This window comes from Salmonella sp. 2020_1395 (genome assembly GCF_043848115.1).
In the GTDB taxonomy this organism is placed as follows: Bacteria; Pseudomonadota; Gammaproteobacteria; order Enterobacterales; family Enterobacteriaceae; genus Salmonella; species Salmonella enterica.
In genome coordinates this window covers 244,166-268,158 of sequence record NZ_JBCMFH010000005.1, presented here as the reverse complement: position 1 = coordinate 268,158, position 23,993 = coordinate 244,166, and the positions used below count along the sequence as shown (strand labels likewise).

The 23,993-nt window shown below is 54.5% G+C and carries 21 protein-coding genes and 1 riboswitch; of the genes, 9 read left to right on the top strand and 12 right to left on the bottom strand.

Translation table 11 applies throughout. From position 1 onward, the window contains the following. Positions 1-2: 2 nt before the first annotated feature. The 11 genes from mraY to leuO all read right to left on the bottom strand — a co-directional run bounded on the left by mraY (position 3) and on the right by leuO (position 12,831). Positions 3-1,085, bottom strand: a complete 1,083-nt coding sequence (gene mraY / locus ACH0WD_RS10570; protein ID WP_000964138.1) for a phospho-N-acetylmuramoyl-pentapeptide-transferase — start codon at positions 1,083-1,085, stop codon at positions 3-5. Continuing rightward, on the bottom strand, positions 1,079-2,437 hold the full coding sequence (gene murF, locus ACH0WD_RS10565) for a UDP-N-acetylmuramoyl-tripeptide--D-alanyl-D-alanine ligase (protein ID WP_000626635.1): 1,359 nt from the start codon (positions 2,435-2,437) through the stop codon (positions 1,079-1,081). The genes mraY and murF overlap by 7 nt, the downstream gene beginning before the upstream one ends. Beyond that, the gene (gene murE, locus ACH0WD_RS10560; RefSeq protein WP_000775066.1) at positions 2,434-3,921 is read right to left on the bottom strand and encodes a UDP-N-acetylmuramoyl-L-alanyl-D-glutamate--2,6-diaminopimelate ligase; all 1,488 of its coding nucleotides are present in this window, start codon (positions 3,919-3,921) and stop codon (positions 2,434-2,436) included. The genes murF and murE overlap by 4 nt, the downstream gene beginning before the upstream one ends. Then, on the bottom strand, positions 3,908-5,674 hold the full coding sequence (gene ftsI, locus ACH0WD_RS10555) for a peptidoglycan glycosyltransferase FtsI (protein ID WP_000642235.1): 1,767 nt from the start codon (positions 5,672-5,674) through the stop codon (positions 3,908-3,910). The genes murE and ftsI overlap by 14 nt, the downstream gene beginning before the upstream one ends. Positions 5,675-5,689: 15 nt before the next feature. Next, complete coding sequence (gene ftsL, locus ACH0WD_RS10550; RefSeq protein ID WP_000625651.1) at positions 5,690-6,055, bottom strand: cell division protein FtsL; 366 nt, start codon at positions 6,053-6,055, stop codon at positions 5,690-5,692. After that, positions 6,052-6,993 (bottom strand): 16S rRNA (cytosine(1402)-N(4))-methyltransferase RsmH, encoded by a 942-nt coding sequence (rsmH, locus tag ACH0WD_RS10545; protein ID WP_000970444.1) that lies wholly within the window; start codon positions 6,991-6,993, stop codon positions 6,052-6,054. The genes ftsL and rsmH overlap by 4 nt, the downstream gene beginning before the upstream one ends. 1 nt (position 6,994) lies before the next feature. Continuing rightward, the gene (gene mraZ, locus ACH0WD_RS10540) at positions 6,995-7,453 is read right to left on the bottom strand and encodes a division/cell wall cluster transcriptional repressor MraZ (RefSeq protein WP_000488294.1); all 459 of its coding nucleotides are present in this window, start codon (positions 7,451-7,453) and stop codon (positions 6,995-6,997) included. 605 nt (positions 7,454-8,058) lie between these two features. Beyond that, positions 8,059-9,063, bottom strand: coding sequence for a catabolite repressor/activator (cra, locus tag ACH0WD_RS10535; protein ID WP_000762406.1), 1,005 nt, complete (start codon positions 9,061-9,063; stop codon positions 8,059-8,061). Between the two features lie 283 nt (positions 9,064-9,346). Then, on the bottom strand, positions 9,347-9,838 hold the full coding sequence (ilvN, locus tag ACH0WD_RS10530) for an acetolactate synthase small subunit (protein WP_001563086.1): 492 nt from the start codon (positions 9,836-9,838) through the stop codon (positions 9,347-9,349). Between the two features lie 2 nt (positions 9,839-9,840). Beyond that, on the bottom strand, positions 9,841-11,565 hold the full coding sequence (gene ilvI / locus ACH0WD_RS10525; RefSeq protein ID WP_000425620.1) for an acetolactate synthase 3 large subunit: 1,725 nt from the start codon (positions 11,563-11,565) through the stop codon (positions 9,841-9,843). Positions 11,566-11,886: 321 nt separating this feature from the next. Continuing rightward, the gene (gene leuO / locus ACH0WD_RS10520) at positions 11,887-12,831 is read right to left on the bottom strand and encodes a transcriptional regulator LeuO (RefSeq protein WP_001115420.1); all 945 of its coding nucleotides are present in this window, start codon (positions 12,829-12,831) and stop codon (positions 11,887-11,889) included. Between the two features lie 656 nt (positions 12,832-13,487). Between leuO and leuL the strand changes: the two genes are divergently transcribed. The 5 genes from leuL to leuD all read left to right on the top strand — a co-directional run bounded on the left by leuL (position 13,488) and on the right by leuD (position 18,343). Continuing rightward, positions 13,488-13,574 (top strand): leu operon leader peptide, encoded by an 87-nt coding sequence (leuL, locus tag ACH0WD_RS10515; protein ID WP_001575587.1) that lies wholly within the window; start codon positions 13,488-13,490, stop codon positions 13,572-13,574. 87 nt (positions 13,575-13,661) lie between these two features. Next, complete coding sequence (gene leuA / locus ACH0WD_RS10510; RefSeq protein ID WP_000082820.1) at positions 13,662-15,233, top strand: 2-isopropylmalate synthase; 1,572 nt, start codon at positions 13,662-13,664, stop codon at positions 15,231-15,233. After that, positions 15,233-16,324 (top strand): 3-isopropylmalate dehydrogenase, encoded by a 1,092-nt coding sequence (gene leuB, locus ACH0WD_RS10505; protein WP_000042336.1) that lies wholly within the window; start codon positions 15,233-15,235, stop codon positions 16,322-16,324. Before leuA ends, leuB begins: the two co-directional genes overlap by 1 nt. A gap of 2 nt (positions 16,325-16,326) precedes the next feature. Continuing rightward, positions 16,327-17,727 (top strand): 3-isopropylmalate dehydratase large subunit, encoded by a 1,401-nt coding sequence (gene leuC, locus ACH0WD_RS10500; RefSeq protein WP_001140632.1) that lies wholly within the window; start codon positions 16,327-16,329, stop codon positions 17,725-17,727. A gap of 10 nt (positions 17,728-17,737) precedes the next feature. Next, complete coding sequence (gene leuD / locus ACH0WD_RS10495; protein WP_000818267.1) at positions 17,738-18,343, top strand: 3-isopropylmalate dehydratase small subunit; 606 nt, start codon at positions 17,738-17,740, stop codon at positions 18,341-18,343. Between the two features lie 335 nt (positions 18,344-18,678). On the opposite strand, the gene sgrT is transcribed toward leuD, so the two are convergent. Further along, entirely contained in the window at positions 18,679-18,801 is a 123-nt protein-coding gene (gene sgrT, locus ACH0WD_RS10490) for a glucose uptake inhibitor SgrT (protein WP_001248755.1), read from the bottom strand. Between the two features lie 92 nt (positions 18,802-18,893). On the opposite strand from sgrT, the gene sgrR reads away from it, so the two are divergent. The 4 genes from sgrR to thiQ all read left to right on the top strand — a co-directional run bounded on the left by sgrR (position 18,894) and on the right by thiQ (position 23,990). Further along, positions 18,894-20,552: an HTH-type transcriptional regulator SgrR gene (gene sgrR / locus ACH0WD_RS10485; RefSeq protein WP_001139027.1), complete on the top strand. Its 1,659-nt coding sequence runs from the start codon at positions 18,894-18,896 to the stop codon at positions 20,550-20,552. Between the two features lie 46 nt (positions 20,553-20,598). Continuing rightward, a riboswitch (TPP riboswitch) is annotated at positions 20,599-20,698 on the top strand. 31 nt (positions 20,699-20,729) lie between these two features. Continuing rightward, the gene (thiB, locus tag ACH0WD_RS10480; protein ID WP_000915322.1) at positions 20,730-21,713 is read left to right on the top strand and encodes a thiamine ABC transporter substrate binding subunit; all 984 of its coding nucleotides are present in this window, start codon (positions 20,730-20,732) and stop codon (positions 21,711-21,713) included. Further along, positions 21,689-23,299: a thiamine/thiamine pyrophosphate ABC transporter permease ThiP gene (gene thiP / locus ACH0WD_RS10475; RefSeq protein WP_000235638.1), complete on the top strand. Its 1,611-nt coding sequence runs from the start codon at positions 21,689-21,691 to the stop codon at positions 23,297-23,299. The genes thiB and thiP overlap by 25 nt, the downstream gene beginning before the upstream one ends. Further along, entirely contained in the window at positions 23,283-23,990 is a 708-nt protein-coding gene (gene thiQ, locus ACH0WD_RS10470; RefSeq protein WP_000915970.1) for a thiamine ABC transporter ATP-binding protein ThiQ, read from the top strand. Before thiP ends, thiQ begins: the two co-directional genes overlap by 17 nt. Positions 23,991-23,993: the final 3 nt, after the last annotated feature.

The window sequence follows — 23,993 nt, the reverse complement described above, 5'->3', positions numbered from 1 at the left end:
GATTAACGTACCTTCAGCGTTGCCAGGCCAATCAGCACCAGCATCAGCGAAATAATCCAGAAGCGCACAATCACGCGCGGTTCCGGCCAGCCTTTCAGTTCATAGTGGTGATGGATAGGCGCCATACGGAAAATACGCTGTCCGCGTAGTTTAAAGGAACCCACCTGCAGGATGACCGACAGAGTTTCCACCACAAAGACGCCGCCCATGATCACCAGCAGGAACTCCTGACGCAGCAGCACGGCGATAATGCCCAACGCGCCGCCCAACGCCAGCGATCCGACGTCGCCCATAAAAACCTGCGCCGGATAGGTGTTAAACCACAAGAATCCTAATCCCGCGCCGACAATCGCCGTACAGACAATCACCAGCTCGCCCGCATGGCGTAAATACGGAATATGCAGGTAATTGGCGAAGTTCATGTTCCCGGTCGCCCAGGCCACCAGCGCAAAGCCGGCGGCAACGAAAACAGTCGGCATAATCGCCAGACCATCAAGCCCGTCGGTCAGGTTTACGGCGTTACCCGTACCGACGATGACAAAGTAGGACAGCAGAATGTAAAACAGCCCCAATTGCGGCATAACATCTTTAAAGAACGGCACCACCAGTTGGGTCGCGGGTGTGTCTTTCCCGACGAGATAAAGCGCAAAGGCCACGCCGAGCGCGATAACCGACATCCAGAAATATTTCCAGCGCGCAATCAGCCCTTTGGTATCTTTCCGCACCACTTTGCGGTAGTCATCGACAAAACCGATAATGCCGTAGCCAATCAATACCACCAGCACGCACCAGACGTACGGGTTAGACGGGTAAGCCCATAACAGAACGGAAATCACAATCGCCGTCAGGATCATGATGCCGCCCATCGTCGGCGTACCGCGTTTACTGAAGTGCGATTCCGGGCCATCGTTACGTACCACCTGGCCAAAAGAGAGTTTTTGCAGACGAGCGATCATACGCGGGCCCATCCATAAAGAGATGAACAGCGCGGTCAACAGGCTGACGATGGCGCGAAACGTCAGATAAGAAAAGACGTTAAAGCCGGAATAATATTTGACCAAATGCTCGGCCAGCCAAACTAACATGAACCTTTCTCCTGTAACGCATGAACCACATCTTCCATCGCGGCGCTGCGTGATCCTTTCACTAAAATAGTCATCATCGGTTGCTCCTGAAGCAGAGCGTGTAAACGCGCAATGAGCGCGGCTTTATCGGCAAAATGTTCGCCGACGCCGCTGGCGTGGCTGATAGCCTGACTGAGTTTTCCGGTGCTTAACACGCGATCAATACCCGCCGCTTTTGCGGCCTCGCCAACCTGGAGGTGGCACGCTTCGCTTTCTGTGCCCAGCTCGGCCATATCGCCTACCACCAGCACGCGGTAGCCGGGCATTTCAGAAAGGACCTGCACTGCGGCGGTCATCGAACCGACGTTGGCGTTATAAGCGTCATCCAGTACCAGTTGGTTTTCACTTAGTTGAATCGGGAACAGACGCCCGGGTACGGCTTTTAACGCCGCCAGCCCTGCTTTAACCGCCGCCAGCGTCGCCCCCACCGCCATTGATAAAGCAGCGGCCGCCAGCGCGTTGGCAATATTGTGCCGCCCCGGCAACGGCAGCAGCACATCAATGCTGCCCATCGGCGTTTGCAGGGTAAATTCGGTACCGTGTGACGTCACGTGGATATTCGCAGCGGTAAAGTCGCTGTTTGCCGCATTCGGCGAAAAGCGCCACACCTGACGATCGCCAATAATGCTTTGCCAGTTCAGCCAGTCATTATTATCGGCATTCATAATCGCGATACCGTTCTCAGGCAAACCGGTATAGATTTCGCCTTTCGCTTTCGCCACGCCGGCCAGCGAGCCGAAACCTTCCAGATGCGCCGCCGCCAGGTTATTGACCAGCGCCGCTTCCGGGCGCGTCAGGCTAACGGTCCAGGCGATTTCTCCCTGGTGATTAGCGCCTAACTCGATCACCGCATAGTCATAATCATGGTTTAAGCGCAGCAGCGTTATCGGCACGCCGATGTCGTTGTTAAAATTGCCTGCGGTATACAAAGTATTTCCGCACTGGCTAAGAATCGCGGCGGTCATCTCTTTGACCGAGGTTTTGCCGGACGAACCGGTTAACGCCACCACCCGCGCCGGTACCTGCATACGTACCCAGGCGGCCAGTTGGCCAAATGCCTGACGCGTGTCTTTTACAATCACCTGCGGAAGATCGATATCCAGAGGACGACTGACCAGCAGGGCGCCAGCGCCGTTCGCTTTTGCTTTATCAGCAAAATCATGCGCATCAAAGCGTTCCCCTTTCAGCGCCACGAACAGGCATCCCGGCGTCACTTTCCGTGTGTCGGTAATGACCGTATCGAGCGTGAGATCCGCCCCGCGGTGTTCGGCGCCAAGGACATCGGCAATTTTGCTGAGCGTTACGCTAATCATGCGATCACCCCCAGCAAACGCGCTGCGGTCACGCGGTCTGAATAATCAAGACGCTGCGTGCCGACAATCTGGTAGTCCTCGTGCCCTTTACCTGCAATCAGCACGACGTCATTGTCTTTTGCCTGCATAATGGCATTGGTTACCGCCTCAGCGCGGCCTTCCATTACCCTGACCTGCCCGGCGTCCAGCATTCCGGCCAGAATATCGTTGATAATGGCGCGCGGCTCCTCGGTACGCGGGTTATCGTCAGTCACCACGACGATATCCGCGAATTCTTCGGCAATGGCCCCCATGAGTGGGCGCTTACCTTTGTCACGATCCCCGCCACAGCCAAAGACGCACCACAATTTTCCGGCGCAGTGCAGGCGCGCCGCCTGCAACGCTTTTTCCAGCGCATCCGGCGTGTGCGCGTAATCCACCACCACCGTCGGTTTGCCTGGCGCAGTGAACACTTCCATACGCCCGCAAACCGGCTGCAAACGCGCGGCGGTTTTCAGCAAATCCGTTAACGGATAGCCCAGCGCCAGCAGCGTCGCCAATGCCAGCAGTAAGTTGCTGACGTTAAACGCGCCCATCAGGCGGCTTTCGATTTCGCCTTCACCCCAGCTTGAAGCAAAACGAATCGTCGCTCCGCGGTCGTGGTACTCCACCGCCTCCGCTTTCAGCCAACGACCGTGACAGTTAGGGTTGATATGTCCTTCCATTGAAACCGCGACCGCATCGGGTAGCGACGCCAGCCAGCGGCGTCCAACTTCATCATCGGCGTTGACGATTGCCTGACCGTGATGGTGGGTGGAATAAAGCATCCATTTTGCCGCCTCGTAATGCGCCATATCGCCATGATAGTCGAGATGGTCGCGGCTCAAATTAGTAAACACGGAGGCGGCAAATTTCAGCGCCGCCACGCGATGCTGCACCAGGCCGTGAGAAGAGACTTCCATCGCGCCGAAGGTCGCGCCCTGCGCAACCAGATTGGCCAGCACATGCTGAACATCCACTGCGGAACCGGTTGTGTTCTCCGTCGGGATCACTTTACCCAACAGTCCGTTACCTACCGTCCCCATCACTGCGCTGGTTTCGCCGAGCAACTGGCTCCACTGCGCCAGTAGTTGGGTGGTGGTGGTCTTGCCATTGGTGCCGGTCACCGCCACCAGACGCATGTTTTCAGATGGCTCATGGTAAAAGCGGCCCGCCAGCGCAGATAAACGCTCATTGAGCTGGCTGAGATAGACGACTGGTACGCCGTGCATTTCGCGAATCTCACCGTCGCTCGCCTCGTCTTTCGCCTCTGCAATAATGGCAGCTACGCCTTGCGCTATCGCCTGCGGGATATATCGACGCCCGTCCGCCTGATGACCCACCACTGCCACAAAGAGATCGCCCGCCGCAGCCACACGGCTGTCGAGCGTCATCTCTCGCAGTTCTCGCGCGGGTAGTCCAGCCACCCACGGAGCAAGAAGGTCGCGCAAATTACGATCTGCCACCTGTTCCCTCGCCTTGATTAATTACGAATTCATTTTTTTCGCCCGTTGCCAGCGCGTCCGGTTCGATGTTCATGGTGCGCAGAACGCCGCCCATGATGGCACCAAATACCGGCGCGGAAACGGCGCCGCCGTAGTATTTACCCGCCTGCGGATCGTTGATGACAACCACCAGCGCGAAGCGCGGCTGACTCGCAGGCGCGACGCCTGCGGTGTAAGCAATGTATTTGTTGATGTAGCGACCGTCCGGCCCCACTTTTTTCGCCGTACCGGTTTTAATCGCGATACGGTAGCCTTTAATTGCCGCCTTCACGCCGCCGCCGCCCGGCAGCGCTACGCTTTCCATCATATGCACCACGGTGCGTACGGTGGATTCAGGGAAGATGCGTTCGCCGGGTACAGGCGGATCAACTTTGGTAATCGACAGCGGGCGATAAATGCCATAGCTGCCGATCGTTGCATAGACTCGCGCTAACTGTAACGGCGTTACCATTAGCCCGTAGCCGAAAGAGAAGGTGGCCCTCTCTATGTCGGACCACCGTTGTTTTTGAGGATATAAGCCACTGCGTTCTCCGACCAACCCCAAATTGGTCGCCTTTCCTAGCCCAAAACGTGAGTAAGTATCTACTAACGCTGAGGACGGCATCGCTAACGCCAGTTTGGATACACCGACGTTACTCGACTTCTGTAGAACCCCGGTCAGGGTTAATTCGCTGTAGCGCGCCACGTCTTTAATTTCGTGGCCGTTAATTCGGTATGGAACGGTATTCAACACCGTATTTTCGTTGACGATACCGCGCTGAAGCGCAGTCATCACCACCATCGGCTTAACCGTAGAACCTGGTTCAAACACGTCGGTGATGGTACGGTTACGCATCGCGTCTTTCGGCGTACCGGCAAGGTTGTTGGGGTTATAGGAAGGGCTATTCGCCATCGCCAGTACTTCACCGGTATTGACATCGACCAGCACCGCGCTACCGGATTCCGCCTTGTTAAACGCCACCGCGTTGTTCAGTTCGCGGTAAACCAGCGCCTGTAAGCGTTCATCAATGCTTAACGCCAGGTTGTGCGCTGCCTGACTGTCAGTGGAGGAGATATCCTCAATCACGCGGCCATAGCGGTCTTTACGCACGATTCGCTCGCCAGGCTGACCGGTAAGCCACTTATCAAAGCTCTTTTCAACGCCTTCAATCCCCTGACTGTCGACGTTGGTAAAACCGATGAGGTGAGCGGTTACTTCTCCTGACGGGTAGTAGCGGCGGGACTCTTCACGCAAATGAATCCCCGGCAGTTTGAGTTTTTTGATGTAGTCCGCCATGTCAGGGTTTACCTGGCGCGCCAGATAAATAAAACGCCCTTTCGGGTTGGCGTTGATACGGGCGGAGAGCTGATCGAGCGGAATATTGAGCGCAGTAGAAAGCGCTTTCCAGCGATCGCCAACGCTGATGCCGCCGGCGTCATGAACTTCTTTCGGGTCGGCCCAGATCGCCTTAACCGGTACGCTGACCGCCAGTGGACGCCCGGAACGGTCGGTAATCATACCGCGTGAGGTGGAAACTTCCTGAACACGCAGCGAACGCATATCGCCCTGACGCACCAGCATATCCGGGGCGATAATCTGTAGCCACGCCGCGCGTCCAAGTAAAAAAACCAGCGCCAGTAAAATACAGCCGCACAGCAACGCAAAACGCCAACTGATGAAGTTGGTCTGTTCTTCCTGGCGCTTCGATTTTTGCGTTTTTGCCGCTGCTTTCATGCGTCGCGTTTATCCTTATTTTTGCACTACGATATTTTCTTGGGACGGATCAACATGCTGCATTTGCAGTTTTTCCGTTGCGATCCGCTCCACCCGGCTGTGATCGCCGAGCGCATTTTCTTCAAGGATCAGGTTGCGCCATTCAATGTCCAATGCATCGCGCTCCAGAACCAGTTGTTCACGCTGCGCGGTGAGTAAACGAGTATGGTGCGCCGTCGTGACCACCGTCACCGCCGTTAAAATGATGCAAATGAACAAGCAGAGTGGCAGCTTCCCGAACCGCAAAAGATCGTCACCGATCACGCCAGGCAAGGCATGGCGCTCGTTGCTTCCTATCGATCCCTTCACTTTGCTTAGGGCTTCTGTCACTCTGCTGATCATGCGTTCGTCCTCTCTGCGATACGCAGAACTGAACTACGGGCCCGAGGATTTTCAGCTACCTCTTTTTCACCCGGCATCAACTTGCCTAACGCTCGTAACTCACGACCGCCCAGTTTTTTGAGCTGCGCTTCCGTCATCGGTAATCCCGCCGGTACCTGCGGACCGCGGCTTTGCTCACGCATAAAGCGTTTCACAATACGGTCTTCCAGCGAGTGGAAACTGATGATTGAAAGCCGCCCGCCTGGGGCCAGTACGCTGAGCGAGCTTTTTAGCGCCTGCTCTATCTCCTCCAGTTCACTGTTTACCCAGATGCGCACCGCCTGGAAGGTACGGGTCGCGGGATGTTTGAATTTGTCTTTTACCGGGGTCGCCGCCGCAACCACTTCCGCCAGCTCTTTGGTGCGGGTCATCGGCTGTTCGCGATTGCGCTCAACAATGGCGCGAGCAATACGTTTGGCAAAACGCTCCTCGCCGAATGTTTTCAGCACCCAGGCGATATCCGCCTCCTCCGCCGTTTGTAACCACTCGGCGGCAGACTGGCCGCGCGTCGGGTCCATTCGCATATCCAGCGGACCGTCGCGCATAAATGAAAAACCGCGCTCCGCATCGTCAAGCTGCGGAGAAGAGACGCCAAGATCGAGAAGGATCCCGTCAATCTTGCCGGTAAGCTCGCGCTCGGCGACATAATCAGCCAGCGCGGAAAAAGGTCCATGAATGATGGAGAAGCGAGGATCATTAATGGTCTGCGCAACGGCGATCGCCTGCGGATCGCGATCGATCGCCAGCAAGCGCCCCTCTTCGCCCAGTTGCGAGAGGATCAGGCGCGAGTGGCCGCCGCGACCAAATGTGCCATCAATATAGATACCATCCGGACGAATATTCAGCCCATTAACGGCTTCATCCAACAGTACCGTAGTGTGTTTAAAATTTTCCATCATCTTATAGAGACAAGTCCTGCAGCCGCTCCGATAACGTTTCGGTAGCTGACTGTTCAGCGTCGATATCTTCCTTGACCTGTTGATACCAGGTCGTTTCATCCCACAGCTCAAATTTGTTGAACTGTCCAACCAGCATCACTTCTTTCGTCAGTCCGGCATGTTGCCGCAGAACTGGCGCGATCAGTAATCGACCTGCACCATCCATCTGACATTCGCTGGCATGGCCCAACAGTAAACGCTGTACGCGACGTTCTACCGGGTTCATGCTCGACAGACGAGATAACTTTTGCTCAATAATTTCCCATTCAGGCAGGGGGTAAAGCAGCAGGCATGGGTGATGGATGTCAATGGTACATACCATTTGACCGGTAGCGCTCTCGATCAGTTGCTCCCGATAACGGGTCGGCACGGTCAGGCGCCCTTTACTGTCGAGATTGACTAACGTTGCCCCCCGGAACATGCCAGTCTCACCCCTTCTTACCACTTTATCCCACAAATTCCCACTCGAAGGAGTTTACGGAGCGGAGGAAAAGCTTGTCAAGCAAGTCACAACGCTTACCTAAGTAAAAAAGCCAATGTTTACGGCGAATATCTGCGTTGATTAATTTCCACCCAGCGTGCAAGTCAAATTAACGTTATGAATATTTGTAAGAAAAAAACCAAAGACCCACCGCCGTTTAAAACGGACTCAATATAATCCGAGAAAAATATAAAGTGTCAGTTTGCGACGCGAGCGGCATTTTAGGACATATTGCACCGTGTTAACAGTGCCTGTTTAACGTGTGCGGCGCCTGCTATACCAGCGCCTACGAGCGACTGTCGCGCCAAAGACAAAAAGTGGCTGTTAATTCGACGATTTCTTGCCTGCTTGTAACAAAACAAGACAAAGGAAAAGACTCGTTACGTCTTAATTAGTGGAATATGGACGATTTCGGACAAAAGAAAGGTAATAAAAAAGAATTTTCGGATAATTTTAAGGAATAATCTTAATTATTTGAGGGATATTTTTACTGATACGCATTTGTTTGACGGCGGCAGAAGAGAGAGTCTTTTACCGCCGGTCCTTTAGCTACGGCTCAGAATGCCGCGACGATACAGGTTTCGCCGAATACGCGTTAAGCCGGGTTTCGGTTTACGCGGTTCATCAAGACTTGCCAGCACAATCTCCAGCACGCGTTCCGCGACATCACGATGACGCTGCGCCACCGCCAGTACCGGGCATTGCAGAAAATCCAGCAGCTCATGATCGCCGAAGGTCGCAATCGCCAAATCCGAAGGCAGTTTTCCATCGCGCCGCAGCGTAACGTCCATCACGCCCTGTAATAGCGCGAACGATGTCGTAAAGAGCGCCTGCGGCATAGGATGCGTTTCCAGCCATTTCTCAAACAGCTGCGCGGCGGCTTCGCGCTCATAGCTGTTGGCATATAAGAAATTCACCTCCCGCGGATCGTCTTTCCATGCGGTGCGGAACCCCTGCTCGCGCAGGAAACTGACGGACAACTCCGGCAGCGCGCCCAAATAAAGCACCGTTTCCGCCGGGAATTTACGCAGCTCTTCCGCCAACATCTCGGCATCATCCTGATCGGCGCCGACCACGCTGGTGAAATGTTCGCGATCCAGCGCGCGGTCGAGCGCGACGATGGGGAACGGATCGTTGGCCCAGCGTTGATAGAAGGGATGCTCCGGCGGTAACGAAGTTGAAACAATGATTGCATCCACCTGGCGTTGCAAAAGGTGCTCAATGCAGCGCATTTCGTTATCCGGCTGATCTTCAGAACAGGCGATCAGCAGTTGGTAGCCACGCTGGCGTGCCTGGCGCTCAAGATAGTTTGCGATACGGGTGTAGCTCGTGTTTTCAAGGTCCGGGATCACCAGACCAATGGAACGTGTGCGTCCAGCACGCAGCCCGGCAGCCACAGCGTTAGGATGGTAATTGTGCTCACGCACTACCGCCATGACTTTTTCTACGGTTTTGTCGCTCACGCGGTATTGCTTTGCTTTACCGTTTATAACGTAGCTTGCAGTTGTGCGCGAGACACCGGCCAGCCGAGCGATTTCATCCAGTTTCACAATTGCCCCTTGTGTAAATTGTACAAACCATAACCTTTATGTCGGCATGGGTTAAAATCGTTAACATCTAAGCGCAGTTTGATCACTCCGGCAACCGCTTTTATTCCGGGTTACCACGGATTTCGCAAAAAAAAGCCCAACCGGTGATATTGGGTTGGGCGATAATTCCTGTTGGCTGATATCCGGCAAACCTGCCTGATGGCGCTACGCTTATCAGACCTGGGCCAGATATCAGCCTGCAGGCCGGATAAAACGCACGCGCGTCGTCATCCGGCGAATCTGCTCAGCGCATAATCTTATCGCCGCGCGAAAGCCCGACGACGCCTGAACGCGCCACTTCAACAATTTTCGCCACGTCGCGCAGCGAGGCCAGAAAAGCATCCAGTTTATCGCTGGTGCCCGCCAGTTGAACGGTATACAGCGTTGGCGTAACGTCAATAATCTGACCACGGAAAATTTCCGTATTACGCTTCACCTCTTCCCGTCCGTAGCCGCTGGCCTGGATTTTCACCAGCATGATTTCCCGCTCAACGTGCGCTCCCTGTCCCAGCTCGCTGACGCGCAGCACATCAACCAGCTTGTGCAGCTGCTTTTCAATTTGCTCAAGCACTTTTTCATCGCCTACCGTCTGGATAGTCATGCGCGACAACGTCGGATCGTCTGTCGGCGCGACGGTCAGGCTTTCAATATTATATCCGCGTTGCGAAAAGAGGCCGATAACCCGCGATAACGCCCCAGATTCGTTTTCCAGTAATACCGATAAAATCCGGCGCATCATCAGGTCCTCTCCGTTTTGCTTAACCACATTTCGTCCATCCCGCCCCCGCGAATCTGCATCGGATAGACATGCTCGCTGCCATCAACGGTGACATCGACGAACACCAGTCGGTTATTACGCACATGCTCAAGGGCTTCGCTGAGTTTACTTTCCAGCTCATCCGGACGGTTAATCTGCAGCCCGACATGGCCATATGCTTCCGCCAGGCGCACAAAATCCGGTAACGACTGCATATAAGACTGAGAATGGCGACCGGAATAGATCATATCCTGCCACTGTTTCACCATCCCCAGATAACGGTTGTTCAGGTTCAGAACCAGTACCGGCAGTTCATACTGTAAGGCTGTCGACAGCTCCTGAATGTTCATCTGTATGCTGCCATCGCCGGTCACGCAGACCACCATTTCTTTCGGCAGGGCCATTTTAACGCCCAATGCAGCCGGTAGGCCAAAACCCATCGTGCCGAGCCCGCCGGAATTAATCCAGCGACGTGGCTTATCGAACGGGTAATAGAGGGCGGCAAACATCTGGTGTTGTCCTACATCGGACGTCACGTAAGCGTCGCCCTTCGTCAGACGCCAGAGGGTTTCAATCACCGCCTGGGGTTTAATGCTTTCGCTTTCCGCGTCATATTTCAGGCACTGACGGGCGCGCCAGCTCTCTATCTGCTGCCACCAGTCGCGAATATCATCCTGCGGCTGAGACGGCGCATCCTGCGCCAGTAGCTCCAGCATTTGTTCCAGTACCAGGCGGGCATCGCCCACCACCGGGATATCAGCGTTAACCGTTTTGGATATGGACGTCGGGTCAATGTCGATGTGTAATACCGTCGCGTTCGGACAATATTTAGCGAGATTATTCGTCGTGCGGTCGTCAAATCGTACGCCAACAGCGAAAATCACGTCGGCGTTATGCATGGTCATATTGGCTTCATAAGTGCCATGCATTCCCAGCATTCCTAACGACTGGCGATGAGTAGCAGGAAACGCGCCCAGTCCCATTAATGAAGAGACCACCGGCAGGTTAAAGGTTTCAATGATGTGGCGCAGCGGCACATAGCAGGCCGCGCTTATCGCCCCTCCCCCAACGTAGACCACCGGCTTTTTTGCCGACGCCAGCGTTTGCAAGGCACGCTTAATTTGTCCTTTATGTCCTGATGTTGTGGGATTGTAAGAGCGCATACTGACCGTTTCCGGCCAGACATACGGCATTTTTTTCGCCGGATTCAAAATATCTTTCGGCAAATCCACGACCACCGGCCCAGGACGTCCGCTTGCCGCCAGCCAGAAGGCCTTTTTAAGCACCTGGGGAATATCTTCCGTCTGTTTGACCAGGAAGCTATGTTTGACCACCGGTCGGGAAATCCCCACCATGTCGCACTCCTGAAAGGCATCATAGCCAATCAATGAGGTGGCGACCTGGCCGGAAAGAATCACCAGCGGAATGGAATCCATATAGGCCGTAGCAATCCCGGTAATCGCATTGGTCGCTCCCGGTCCGGAAGTCACCAGCACCACGCCAACGTCGCCAGTGGCTCGCGCCAGGCCATCCGCCATATGCACCGCGGCCTGCTCATGACGCACCAGCACATGATCGATCCCTCCAACGGTATGTAGCGCATCATAAATATCAAGCACTGCGCCTCCAGGATAGCCGAACACCTGCTTTACGCCTTGATCGATAAGCGATCGGACGACCATCTCGGCTCCAGACAACATCTCCACGGCTTGCCTCCACTTTATACCTGTCATCACGGTTTGACGGACACCTTAACCGCTCGCTATCACGCCTGGCAATTGGGTGGAATGACGTAAAGATGGGGAAGGTTAGAATAATCAGGAGGCAAGAAGAGAAGAAATGGAGAAATACTCCGTCTGAATCACACCAGGTAATAAATAATCGCTTATAAATGCAGACTTACAGCAATTCATCTATTTTTCACAACGACGAAAAGAATCGCTCACCGTTAATTCAGCATAAAATTTTTTATATACGCTAAAAAGCAGAATAAACCAGAATTTGTTTCTGATTTATTCTGCCCGGTTTTATCGCTTACAAACAGAAACTAATAAATCTTCCATCCATTGATGCCCTTTATCACGCCCAGCCGCTTCATGCCAGGAAAGGTAGCATGTCCGGCTATTCAGTTTTAAAGGCAACGGCAATATTTGCAGATCCAGCGACTCCGCAAACTCTTCCGCCAGCCAGCGCGGGGCAATAGCGACCAAATGCGTCTGCGAAACCACGTTCAGAACGCTGATAAGCGCCATGCCCTGATAAGCCACGCTCGACTGTTTATCCGGCGTGTCATACCACGGTTGACTAAATGACGCATAACGATCGAGAGAAACAACCGCATGTTGTTCATTATAAACATCGCCTTCCAGTAGCGGGCCGCTAATACGCGGGTGTTTTCGGCTGGCGACTAAAACCATTTCATCTTTAAATAGCGGTACGCTGGTAAACTCAGGACGACGGAATTCTTCATAACTAATAACGAACTCGGTTTCCTGATAGCGTAGCTGATGCTCAGTATTCTGATTCAACGACGCTTTAAAAACGACATGAATATTTGGCGCAATTTTTTCTACACGATTATAAATCTGTGACGTCAGGATATTATCCAGCGGACTGCACACGCAAAGATTGAATACACGTTCGCTGCTGGTCGGCTCAAACCCCGATCCCGGCAATTCATTTTGCACCAATTGTAACGCCTGACGGACTGAACCAAATAACTGAAATGCACGGGCAGTCGGCTGAATTCCTCGTCCATATCGAACAAAAAGTTCGTCATTAAACATAACCTTCAGACGCGCTACGGCGTTACTAACCGCAGGCTGCGACATTCCCAGCGTGTGGGCGGCGCGCGTAATATTCTGCTCTTGCATTACCGCATCGAACACGGTCAATAGGTTCAAATCAACCATGCGAAGCTGTGGTTTGCCCATATCTAAAAGATGCGGCTTTTCGGTTTTGACCTCTGGCATATTTAACTCCACTGTCACGCTTAACTCCCTTTTTCTGGCTGAAGGCAGAAATAATTCCTGAAAATATGATTTACCATGCATATAAAATAAGAAAAAGGGAAAGCGTTAAAATTCGGAAAACATAAAGACGCTGACAGAGACAAATAGAATGCCAGCGCAAGCGTAATGTGTCCTGAGTCACACCATTGCGATTCATAATGTTTAAATTACGCAAGCAATATAACCATAACTATGGCGAATACACAATCATACACCAAGTGAATGATCATTTAAGTTTCAATTAAATGTTTATATTATTAATAGCTAAAAAGTTAACATTAATTTATCAATAACTTTATCCTTATCCATTAAGTAAACAAGGTTATTTGTTAAAATATAAAACAAATCAAAAAGATAAACCAAACCTTTAGCATACCTTTAACAGGCCATTCCCCTAACCAATTTGCAAACAAAAATGCCTAAATATTTCAAACAATGAAAAGTATGAATGTCCACTCGTTCTTTTATCCTTTATTGGACGCGCAGCCCAGCACAATTAGCTAAAGTACGTATCCGGATATCGTCAACAAAATGCAATGGCGACAGAAAATAGAGTTGACATTAAACGGCATATCCAGTACCACTAAAAGCATAACGCATTCGCTGGAGCTGAATTAATGTCACATATCGTTCGTTTCACTGGGCTACTACTACTCAACGCATTTATTGTGCGCGGTAGACCGGTGGGCGGCATTCAACATTAAGTCAGCTCGAAGTCAAACAAAACCCGCGCCGTTGCGCGGGTTTTTTTATGCCTGACGCAAGGCGCCCCTGGAGACAAGGACCACATCATGAGCCAGCAAGTCATTATTTTTGATACGACCTTACGCGACGGCGAACAAGCGTTACAGGCCAGCCTGAGCGCGAAAGAGAAGCTGCAGATTGCCCTGGCCCTTGAGCGCATGGGTGTTGATGTCATGGAAGTAGGCTTCCCGGTCTCTTCTCCGGGTGATTTTGAATCCGTCCAAACCATCGCCCGCACCATCAAAAACAGCCGCGTTTGCGCCCTGGCGCGTTGTGTAGAAAAAGACATCGACGTCGCGGCACAGGCGCTGAAGGTCGCCGACGCGTTTCGCATCCATACTTTTATCGCCACCTCGCCAATGCACATCGCCACCAAGCTGCGCAGCACGCTGGATGAGGTCATCGAACGCGCGGTATACATGGTTAAGCGGGCGCGTAATTACACTGATGACGTAGAGTTCTCCTGCGAAGATGCTGGCCGGACGCCTGTTGACGATCTGGCGCGCGTGGTGGAAGCCGCTATAAACGCCGGCGCGAGAACCATTAATATTCCCGATACCGTGGGCTATACCATGCCGTTTGAGTTCGCGGGAATCATTTCCGGCCTGTATGAACGTGTCCCCAATATCGACAAAGCCATCATCTCCGTTCATACCCACGACGATTTAGGGATAGCGGTAGGCAACTCGCTGGCGGCAGTACATGCGGGCGCGCGTCAGGTTGAAGGCGCGATGAACGGTATCGGAGAACGTGCCGGTAACTGCGCACTGGAAGAAGTGATCATGGCGATTAAAGTGCGCAAAGACATCATGAACGTACACACCAACATCAATCACCACGAAATCTGGCGCACCAGCCAGACCGTCAGCCAGATCTGTAACATGCCGATCCCGGCCAACAAAGCGATTGTCGGCAGCGGCGCTTTCGCCCACTCTTCCGGCATCCACCAGGATGGCGTCCTCAAGAACCGCGAAAACTATGAAATCATGACGCCAGAGTCCATCGGTCTGAACCAGATACAGCTGAACCTGACCTCCCGCTCTGGCCGTGCCGCCGTGAAACATCGCATGGAAGAGATGGGTTACAAGGACACAGACTACAACATGGACCACCTGTACGACGCGTTCCTGAAGCTGGCGGACAAAAAAGGCCAGGTGTTCGACTATGACCTGGAAGCGCTGGCGTTTATTAATAAACAGCAAGAAGAACCAGAGCATTTCCGTCTGGATTACTTCAGCGTGCAGTCCGGCTCCAGCGATATCGCCACCGCTTCCGTGAAGCTGGCCTGTGGTGAAGAGATCAAGGCCGAGGCGGCGAACGGCAACGGCCCGGTCGACGCCATCTATCAGGCGATTAACCGCCTCACCGGTTACGACGTTGAGTTGGTTAAATACGACCTGAACGCCAAAGGCCAGGGCAAAGACGCGCTGGGTCAGGTCGATATCGTCGTGAACCATCATGGTCGCCGCTTCCACGGCGTCGGGCTGGCGACGGATATCGTCGAATCCTCCGCCAAAGCGATGGTGCACGTACTGAACAATATCTGGCGCGCCGCCGAAGTTGAAAAAGAATTGCAACGCAAAGCTCAAAATAAAGAGAACAACAAGGAAACCGTGTAATGTCGAAGAACTATCATATTGCCGTATTGCCGGGCGACGGCATCGGCCCGGAAGTCATGGCGCAAGCCCTGAAAGTTATGGATGCGGTACGCAGCCGTTTTGATATGCGTATCACCACCAGCCGCTATGACGTCGGCGGTATTGCTATCGACAATCATGGTCATCCACTGCCGAAAGCCACCGTTGAAGGGTGCGAGCAGGCGGATGCCATTCTGTTTGGCTCCGTCGGCGGCCCGAAATGGGAAAATTTGCCCCCGGAAAGCCAGCCGGAGCGCGGCGCTCTGCTGCCGCTGCGCAAACATTTCAAATTATTCAGTAACCTGCGTCCGGCGAAACTGTATCAGGGACTGGAAGCATTTTGCCCGTTGCGCGCCGATATCGCCGCTAACGGTTTCGATATCCTGTGCGTGCGCGAGCTGACCGGCGGGATCTATTTCGGACAACCAAAAGGCCGTGAAGGCAGCGGTCAGTACGAAAAAGCCTTTGATACCGAAGTTTATCACCGCTTTGAGATCGAGCGCATTGCCCGTATCGCCTTTGAATCGGCGCGTAAACGCCGCCGTAAAGTCACCTCTATTGATAAAGCCAACGTACTGCAAAGCTCTATCCTGTGGCGTGAAATCGTCAATGATGTCGCGAAAACGTATCCCGATGTGGAACTCGCGCACATGTATATCGATAACGCCACCATGCAGTTGATTAAAGACCCGTCACAGTTTGACGTACTGCTGTGCTCTAACCTGTTCGGCGACATTCTGTCCGACGAATGCGCCATGATCACCGGCTCAATGGGGATGTTGCCCTCCGCCAGCCTGAACGAGCAAGGGTTTGGCCTGTATGAACCGGCTGGCGGCTCCGCGCCGGATATCGCCGGGAAAAATATCGCCAACCCAATTGCGCAGATCCTGTCGCTGGCGCTGCTGCTGCGCTACAGCCTGGATGCCAACGATGCGGCAACGGCCATTGAACAGGCGATCAATCGCGCATTAGAAGAGGGCGTTCGCACCGGCGATTTAGCCAGGGGCGCTGCCGCAGTCAGTACCGATGAGATGGGCGATATTATCGCCCGCTATGTCGCAGAAGGGGTGTAATCATGGCCAAAACGTTATACGAAAAATTATTTGATGCCCACGTGGTCTTTGAGGCGCCAAACGAAACGCCGCTGCTGTACATCGACCGCCACCTGGTGCATGAAGTCACCTCTCCGCAGGCGTTTGACGGTCTGCGCGCGCACCATCGTCCGGTACGTCAGCCAGGGAAAACCTTCGCCACGATGGATCACAACGTCTCGACGCAGACTAAAGACATTAATGCCTCCGGTGAAATGGCGCGTATCCAGATGCAGGAGCTGATTAAGAACTGTAACGAGTTCGGCGTCGAGCTGTATGACCTGAATCACCCGTATCAGGGCATCGTCCATGTGATGGGGCCGGAACAGGGCGTCACCCTGCCGGGCATGACCATCGTCTGCGGCGACTCCCACACCGCCACCCACGGCGCGTTTGGTGCGCTGGCCTTCGGCATCGGCACTTCTGAGGTAGAACATGTACTGGCGACGCAAACTCTGAAACAGGGGCGCGCTAAAACCATGAAGATTGAAGTCACGGGCAACGCCGCGCCGGGCATTACCGCCAAAGACATCGTGCTGGCGATCATCGGTAAAACCGGCAGCGCCGGCGGCACCGGGCACGTGGTTGAATTTTGCGGCGACGCTATCCGCGCGCTGAGTATGGAAGGCCGCATGACGCTGTGCAATATGGCGATTGAGATGGGCGCCAAAGCCGGTCTGGTCGCCCCGGATGAAACCACTTTTAACTACGTAAAAGGGCGTTTGCACGCGCCGAAGGGCCGCGATTTTGACGAAGCCGTCGAGTACTGGAAAACGCTGAAAACCGATGACGGCGCGACCTTTGATACTGTCGTCACCCTGCGGGCAGAAGAGATCGCGCCGCAGGTGACCTGGGGCACTAATCCGGGCCAGGTCATTTCCGTCACCGACATCATCCCCGATCCCGCCTCTTTTAGCGATCCGGTTGAGCGCGCCAGCGCCGAAAAAGCGCTGGCTTATATGGGCTTACAGCCGGGCGTACCGTTAACGGACGTTGCTATCGATAAAGTCTTTATCGGCTCTTGTACCAATTCGCGCATTGAAGATTTGCGCGCGGCAGCGGAAGTCGCCAAAGGGCGCAAAGTCGCGCCTGGCGTACAGGCGCTGGTGGTGCCGGGTTCAGGTCCGGTGAAAGCGCAGGCGGAAGCGGAAGGTCTGGACAAGATCTTTATCGAAGCAGGATTTGAATGGCGCTTACCGGGCTGTTCCATGTGCCTGGCCATGAATAATGACCGCCTGAACCCGGGCGAGCGCTGCGCATCCACCAGCAACCGTAACTTTGAAGGCCGTCAGGGCCGCGGGGGTCGCACGCATTTAGTCAGCCCGGCGATGGCCGCCGCTGCCGCCGTTACCGGCCACTTCGCCGACATTCGCAGCATCAAATAAGGAAACTACCATGGCAGAGAAATTTACCCAGCATACCGGCCTGGTTGTCCCACTGGATGCCGCCAACGTCGATACCGATGCAATTATCCCTAAACAGTTTTTGCAGAAGGTTACGCGCACCGGTTTTGGCGCCCATCTGTTTAACGACTGGCGCTTCCTGGACGAAAAGGGCCAACAGCCAAATCCGGAATTCGTGTTGAACTTTCCGGAATATCAAGGCGCGTCGATTCTGTTGGCGCGAGAAAACTTTGGCTGCGGCTCTTCACGCGAACACGCGCCGTGGGCGTTGACCGATTACGGCTTTAAAGTGGTGATCGCGCCAAGCTTCGCCGACATTTTCTACGGCAACAGCTTTAACAACCAACTGCTGCCGGTAACCCTGAGCGACGCACAGGTCGATGAGCTGTTTGCTCTGGTGAAAGCCAATCCGGGCATTAAATTTGAAGTGGATCTGGAAGCACAGGTGGTGAAAGCAGGCGATAAGACCTACAGCTTTAAAATCGACGACTTCCGCCGCCACTGCATGTTGAACGGTCTGGACAGCATTGGGCTGACGCTGCAGCACGAAGACGCGATTGCCGCCTACGAAAATAAACAACCGGCATTTATGCGGTAACCTTTCACGCCTTACCGGGCCTACAGGTTATGCAATATCACCAGGTTGCCACTATATCCTGTAGGCCTGATAAGCGTAGCGCCATCAAGCGCCGGGTTACTCATCAGTCGCTCATGCCGGGGATATTCCGGCATTTTTTATACGTCTTTTACTCGCCCGGTCATCACCTGCGTGACCACAGAAACCGCCGTATAAATCCCGTTGAGACGCCGTCCCATCGTCGTCATCCAGAAACAGCCGAAATAAAAAAAGCCAGCAGATATTATCTGCTGGCGGGTGATTTTAGGCTATCGCCTACACCAATACTCAGTCACACATGATGTCTGCAATTGGCTTCAATCGGTCGCCTCCCACTGCATCAGTTCCGCGAGCATTTTTAAGCGCTGCGGCGCGCTCAGGCAAGCCAGCCAGGACGTTTTTTCCGTCGCGGCAAAATATCTCAACCAGAACTGGCGCATAGTGACCTCTTCCTCTTGCTTCATCGAAAGATATTATTGGCCTAATATAGGGATAATAAAATTGCTGAGTTTTTCATCGGAGTTCCCCTTTTATGCCCTCAGGTCGCCTGCAACAACAATTTATCCGTCTCTGGCAATGTTGTGACGGTAAAACGCAAGACACCACGCTTAATGAGCTGGCGGATCTGCTGAACTGTTCGCGTCGCCATATGCGTACGCTGCTAAATACGATGCAGGCGCGCGGTTGGCTAACATGGGAGGCCGAGGTTGGACGCGGAAAGCGTTCGCGTCTGACGTTCCTGTATACCGGACTGGCGCTGCAACAGCAGCGGGCGGAAGACCTGCTGGAACAAGATCGAATCGATCAACTGGTACAACTGGTCGGCGATAAAAGCGCTGTCAGGCAAATGCTGATTTCCCATCTGGGACGCAGCTTCCGCCAGGGGCGGCATATTCTGCGGGTTCTTTACTATCGTCCGATGCACAATCTCCTGCCGGGAACCGCATTACGTCGCTCGGAAACCCATATTGCCCGGCAAATTTTCAGTTCGCTCACGCGGGTAAATGAGGAAAACGGGGAACTGGAAGCGGACATTGCCCACCACTGGCAGCAAATTTCCCCTTTACTGTGGCGCTTCTACCTGCGCCCTGGCATTCATTTTCATCATGGCCGCGAGCTGGAGATGGAAGATGTCATCGCCTCGCTGACGCGTATCAATACGCTTCCGCTTTACTCGCACATCACAAAGATAGACTCCCCTACCGCGTGGACGCTGGATATTCATCTTTCCCAGCCGGATCGCTGGTTGCCGTGGCTGCTGGGCCAGGTCCCGGCGATGATTTTGCCGCGGGAGTGGGAAACGCTGGCTAATTTCGCCAGCCACCCTATCGGCACCGGGCCTTATGCCGTGCGGCGTAATACGCCAAACCAGCTCAAGATACTCGCCTTTGATGATTACTTCGGCTATCGGGCGTTGATAGACGAAGTGAACGTCTGGGTACTGCCGGATATCAGTGAAGAACCGGCCTGCGGCTTGATGCTGGAAGGGCCAATACAAGGCGGTGAAAAAGCGATAGAAAGCCGACTGGAAGAGGGATGCTATTACCTGCTATTCGACGCCAGAACGCCGCGCGGCGCGCATCCGCAGGTCAGAGAATGGGTAAGCCACGTCCTCTCCCCCACCAATTTACTCTATCATGCCGATGAACCGCTACAGCAGCTCTGGTTCCCGGCCTATGGGCTTTTACCGCGCTGGCATCACGCCCGTCCAGGCCCGGGCGAAAAACCCGCCGGTCTGGAAACCCTCACGCTGACCTTCTATCGCGAACACATTGAGCACCGGGTTATCGCCCGTATCATGAGCGCGCTTCTGGCTGAACATCAGGTGCATCTGCATATTCAGGAGATCGACTACGATCAATGGCACGCCGGCGACATCGAAAGCGATATCTGGCTCAATAGCGCTAACTTTACGCTGCCGCTGGATTTCTCGCTGTTCGCGCACCTGTGCGAAGTACCGCTCTTGCAGAACTGCATTCCGCGCGACTGGCAGGGCGACGCCGCGCAGTGGCGCGCTGGCGAGATGAACCTGGCGAACTGGTGCCAGCAGCTGCTGACCAACAAAGCGATTGTGCCGTTGATCCACCACTGGCTGATTATCCAGGGACAGCGCAGTATGCGCGGGCTGCGCATGAATACCCTCGGCTGGTTTGATTTTAAATCGGCGTGGTTTGCGCCGCCGGATCCTTAACGCCAGCTCTTGATTGCTGCCCGGCAACAAAATCACTACACTAACGCCGAACTCAACGGGGTGCCGCGCTCATGCGCGCGCTGAGAAAATACCCGTCGAACCTGATCCGGATAATGCCGGCGAAGGGATTTGAGGCTACCTCTCAAGTCCTTTGCCACTCTTTAACTGAGGTGCAAAGTGTTAAAAAAATATCTTCCGCTTTTACTCCTGTGCGCGGCGCCTGCTTTCGCCAAACCCGTTCTCACCGTCTATACCTACGACTCGTTCGCCGCCGACTGGGGGCCAGGCCCGGCGGTGAAAAAAGCGTTTGAAGCCGATTGCAACTGCGAGCTGAAACTGGTGGCGCTGGAGGATGGCGTTTCACTGCTCAACCGCCTGCGGATGGAGGGAAAGAACAGCAAAGCCGATGTGGTGTTGGGGCTGGACAATAATCTGCTGGAAGCGGCCACGCAAACTAAACTCTTTGCCAAAAGCGGCGTGGCGAATGAGGCGGTCAAGGTGCCCGGCGGCTGGGAAAACGACACATTTGTGCCGTTCGATTACGGCTATTTCGCTTTTGTCTACGATAAAAGCAAGCTGAAAAATCCGCCGAAAAGCCTGAAAGAACTGGTCGAGAGCGATCAAAAATGGCGGGTGATTTATCAGGACCCGCGTACCAGTACGCCAGGGCTGGGGCTGTTACTGTGGATGCGCAAAGTCTATGGCGATAACGCGCCGCAGGCCTGGCAAAAACTGGCGGCCAAAACGGTGACGGTGACGAAAGGCTGGAGCGAGGCCTACGGTTTATTTCTGAAAGGTGAAAGCGATTTGGTGCTCAGTTACACCACCTCTCCGGCGTATCACATTATTGAAGAGAAGAAGGACAATTACGCCGCCGCGAACTTCAGCGAAGGCCATTACTTACAGGTAGAGGTCGCGGCGCGTACCGTCGCCAGCAAGCAGCCGGAACTGGCGGAGAAATTCCTCAAATTTATGGTTTCTCCGGCGTTTCAGAACGCCATACCCACCGGCAACTGGATGTACCCGGTAGCGGACGTCGCCCTACCAGCAGGGTTTGAATCATTGGCCAAACCCGCCACAACGCTGGAATTCACGCCGCAACAAGTGGCAGCACAACGCCAGGCATGGATTAGCGAATGGCAACGCGCCGTCAGCCGTTAATTCCCGGCTGGCTGATTCCGGGGCTGTGCGCCGCCGCGCTGATGATAACCGTCTCGCTGGCGGCCTTTCTGGCGCTTTGGCTGAACGCGCCGTCGGGCGCGTGGTCGACAATCTGGCGGGATAGCTACCTGTGGCATGTGGTGCGCTTCTCATTCTGGCAGGCGTTTCTGTCCGCAGTGCTGTCTGTGGTCCCGGCGGTTTTTCTCGCCCGCGCGCTTTATCGACGCCGTTTTCCTGGACGTCTGGCGCTGCTGCGTCTGTGCGCCATGACGCTGATTCTGCCGGTACTGGTTGCCGTGTTCGGTATTCTTAGCGTGTATGGCCGTCAGGGCTGGCTGGCCTCGCTGTGGCAGATGCTGGGGCTTCAGTGGACATTCTCCCCCTACGGCTTGCAGGGCATTTTACTGGCGCACGTCTTTTTTAACCTGCCAATGGCGAGCCGTTTGTTGCTGCAATCTTTGGAAAGCATTCCCGGCGAGCAGCGCCAGCTCGCCGCCCAGCTCGGTATGCGCGGCTGGCATTTTTTCCGTTTTGTCGAATGGCCGTGGCTGCGCCGCCAAATTCCGCCCGTCGCGGCGCTGATTTTTATGCTCTGCTTCGCCAGTTTCGCAACGGTCCTGTCGCTCGGCGGCGGCCCGCAGGCCACCACTATCGAGCTGGCTATCTTTCAGGCGCTCAGTTATGACTACGATCCCGCCCGCGCGGCGATGCTGGCATTAATCCAGATGGTCTGCTGCCTGGCGCTGGTACTGCTAAGCCAACGGTTGAGCAAAGCGATTGCGCCGGGGATGACGCTGACGCAGGGCTGGCGCGATCCTGACGATCGTCTCCACAGCCGTCTGACGGACGCCTTATTAATCGTGCTGGCGCTGCTGCTGCTGCTTCCGCCACTGGTCGCCGTGGTGGTCGATGGCGTCAACCGCAGCCTGCCGGAGGTGCTGGCGCAACCCATTCTGTGGCAGGCTGTCTGGACATCGCTACGCATTGCGCTGGCGGCGGGCGTTCTGTGTGTGGTGCTGACCATGATGCTGCTGTGGAGTAGCCGCGAGCTACGCCAACGCCAGCAAGTCTTCGCCGGACAAACGCTGGAACTCAGCGGGATGTTGATCCTCGCGATGCCGGGGATCGTGCTGGCGACAGGCTTCTTTTTACTGCTCAATAACAGCGTTGGCTTACCGGAATCCGCCGACGGCATCGTGATTTTCACCAATGCGCTGATGGCAATCCCCTACGCGCTAAAAGTCCTGGAAAACCCAATGCGCGATATTACCGCCCGTTATGGAATGCTGTGCCAGTCATTAGGAATTGAAGGCTGGTTGCGGTTAAAGATCGTGGAACTGCGGGCGCTGAAACGTCCGCTGGCGCAGGCGCTGGCGTTTGCCTGCGTACTTTCTATCGGTGATTTTGGCGTCGTCGCGCTTTTCGGCAATGACAATTTCCGCACGCTGCCGTTTTATCTGTATCAGCAGATCGGCTCCTACCGCAGCCAGGACGGCGCGGTGACCGCGCTGATACTATTGCTGCTCTGCTTTACGTTATTTACCCTCATAGAGAAACTACCGGGCCGACATGCTAAAACTGATTGATATCACCTGGCTTTACCATCATTTGCCGATGCGTTTTACGCTGGCGGTAGAACGCGGCGAGCAGGTGGCGATTCTTGGCCCCAGCGGCGCGGGGAAAAGCACGTTGTTGAATTTAATTGCCGGTTTTCTTGCGCCTGCCAGCGGTACGCTACTGATTGCCGGCGAAGATCATACGCTTACGCCGCCCTCACGCCGTCCGGTCTCAATGCTGTTTCAGGAGAATAATTTATTCAGCCATCTGAATGTGCAGCAAAATATCGGTCTGGGGCTAAACCCTGGGTTAACGCTCAACGCCAGCCAGCGGGAAAAACGGGACGCTATCGCACATCAGATGGGCATTGAGAGTCTGATGACGCGTTTACCGGGCGAACTGTCCGGCGGCCAGCGTCAGCGGGTAGCGCTGGCGCGCTGCCTGGTACGTGAACAGCCGGTACTGCTGCTGGATGAACCGTTCTCCGCGCTCGATCCCGCGCTGCGCCAGGAGATGCTGACGTTGGTCAGCGATATCTGCCGCGAGCGACAGCTCACGCTGTTGATGGTCTCGCACAGCGTGGAAGATGCGGCGCGAATTGCGCCCCGGTCAATCGTCGTCGCCGACGGACGCATTGCGTGGCAAGGCAAAACAGACGAGCTACTAAGCGGTCAAGCCAGCGCCTCAGCGCTATTGGGCATCAAATCCCATATTTTGTAGGCC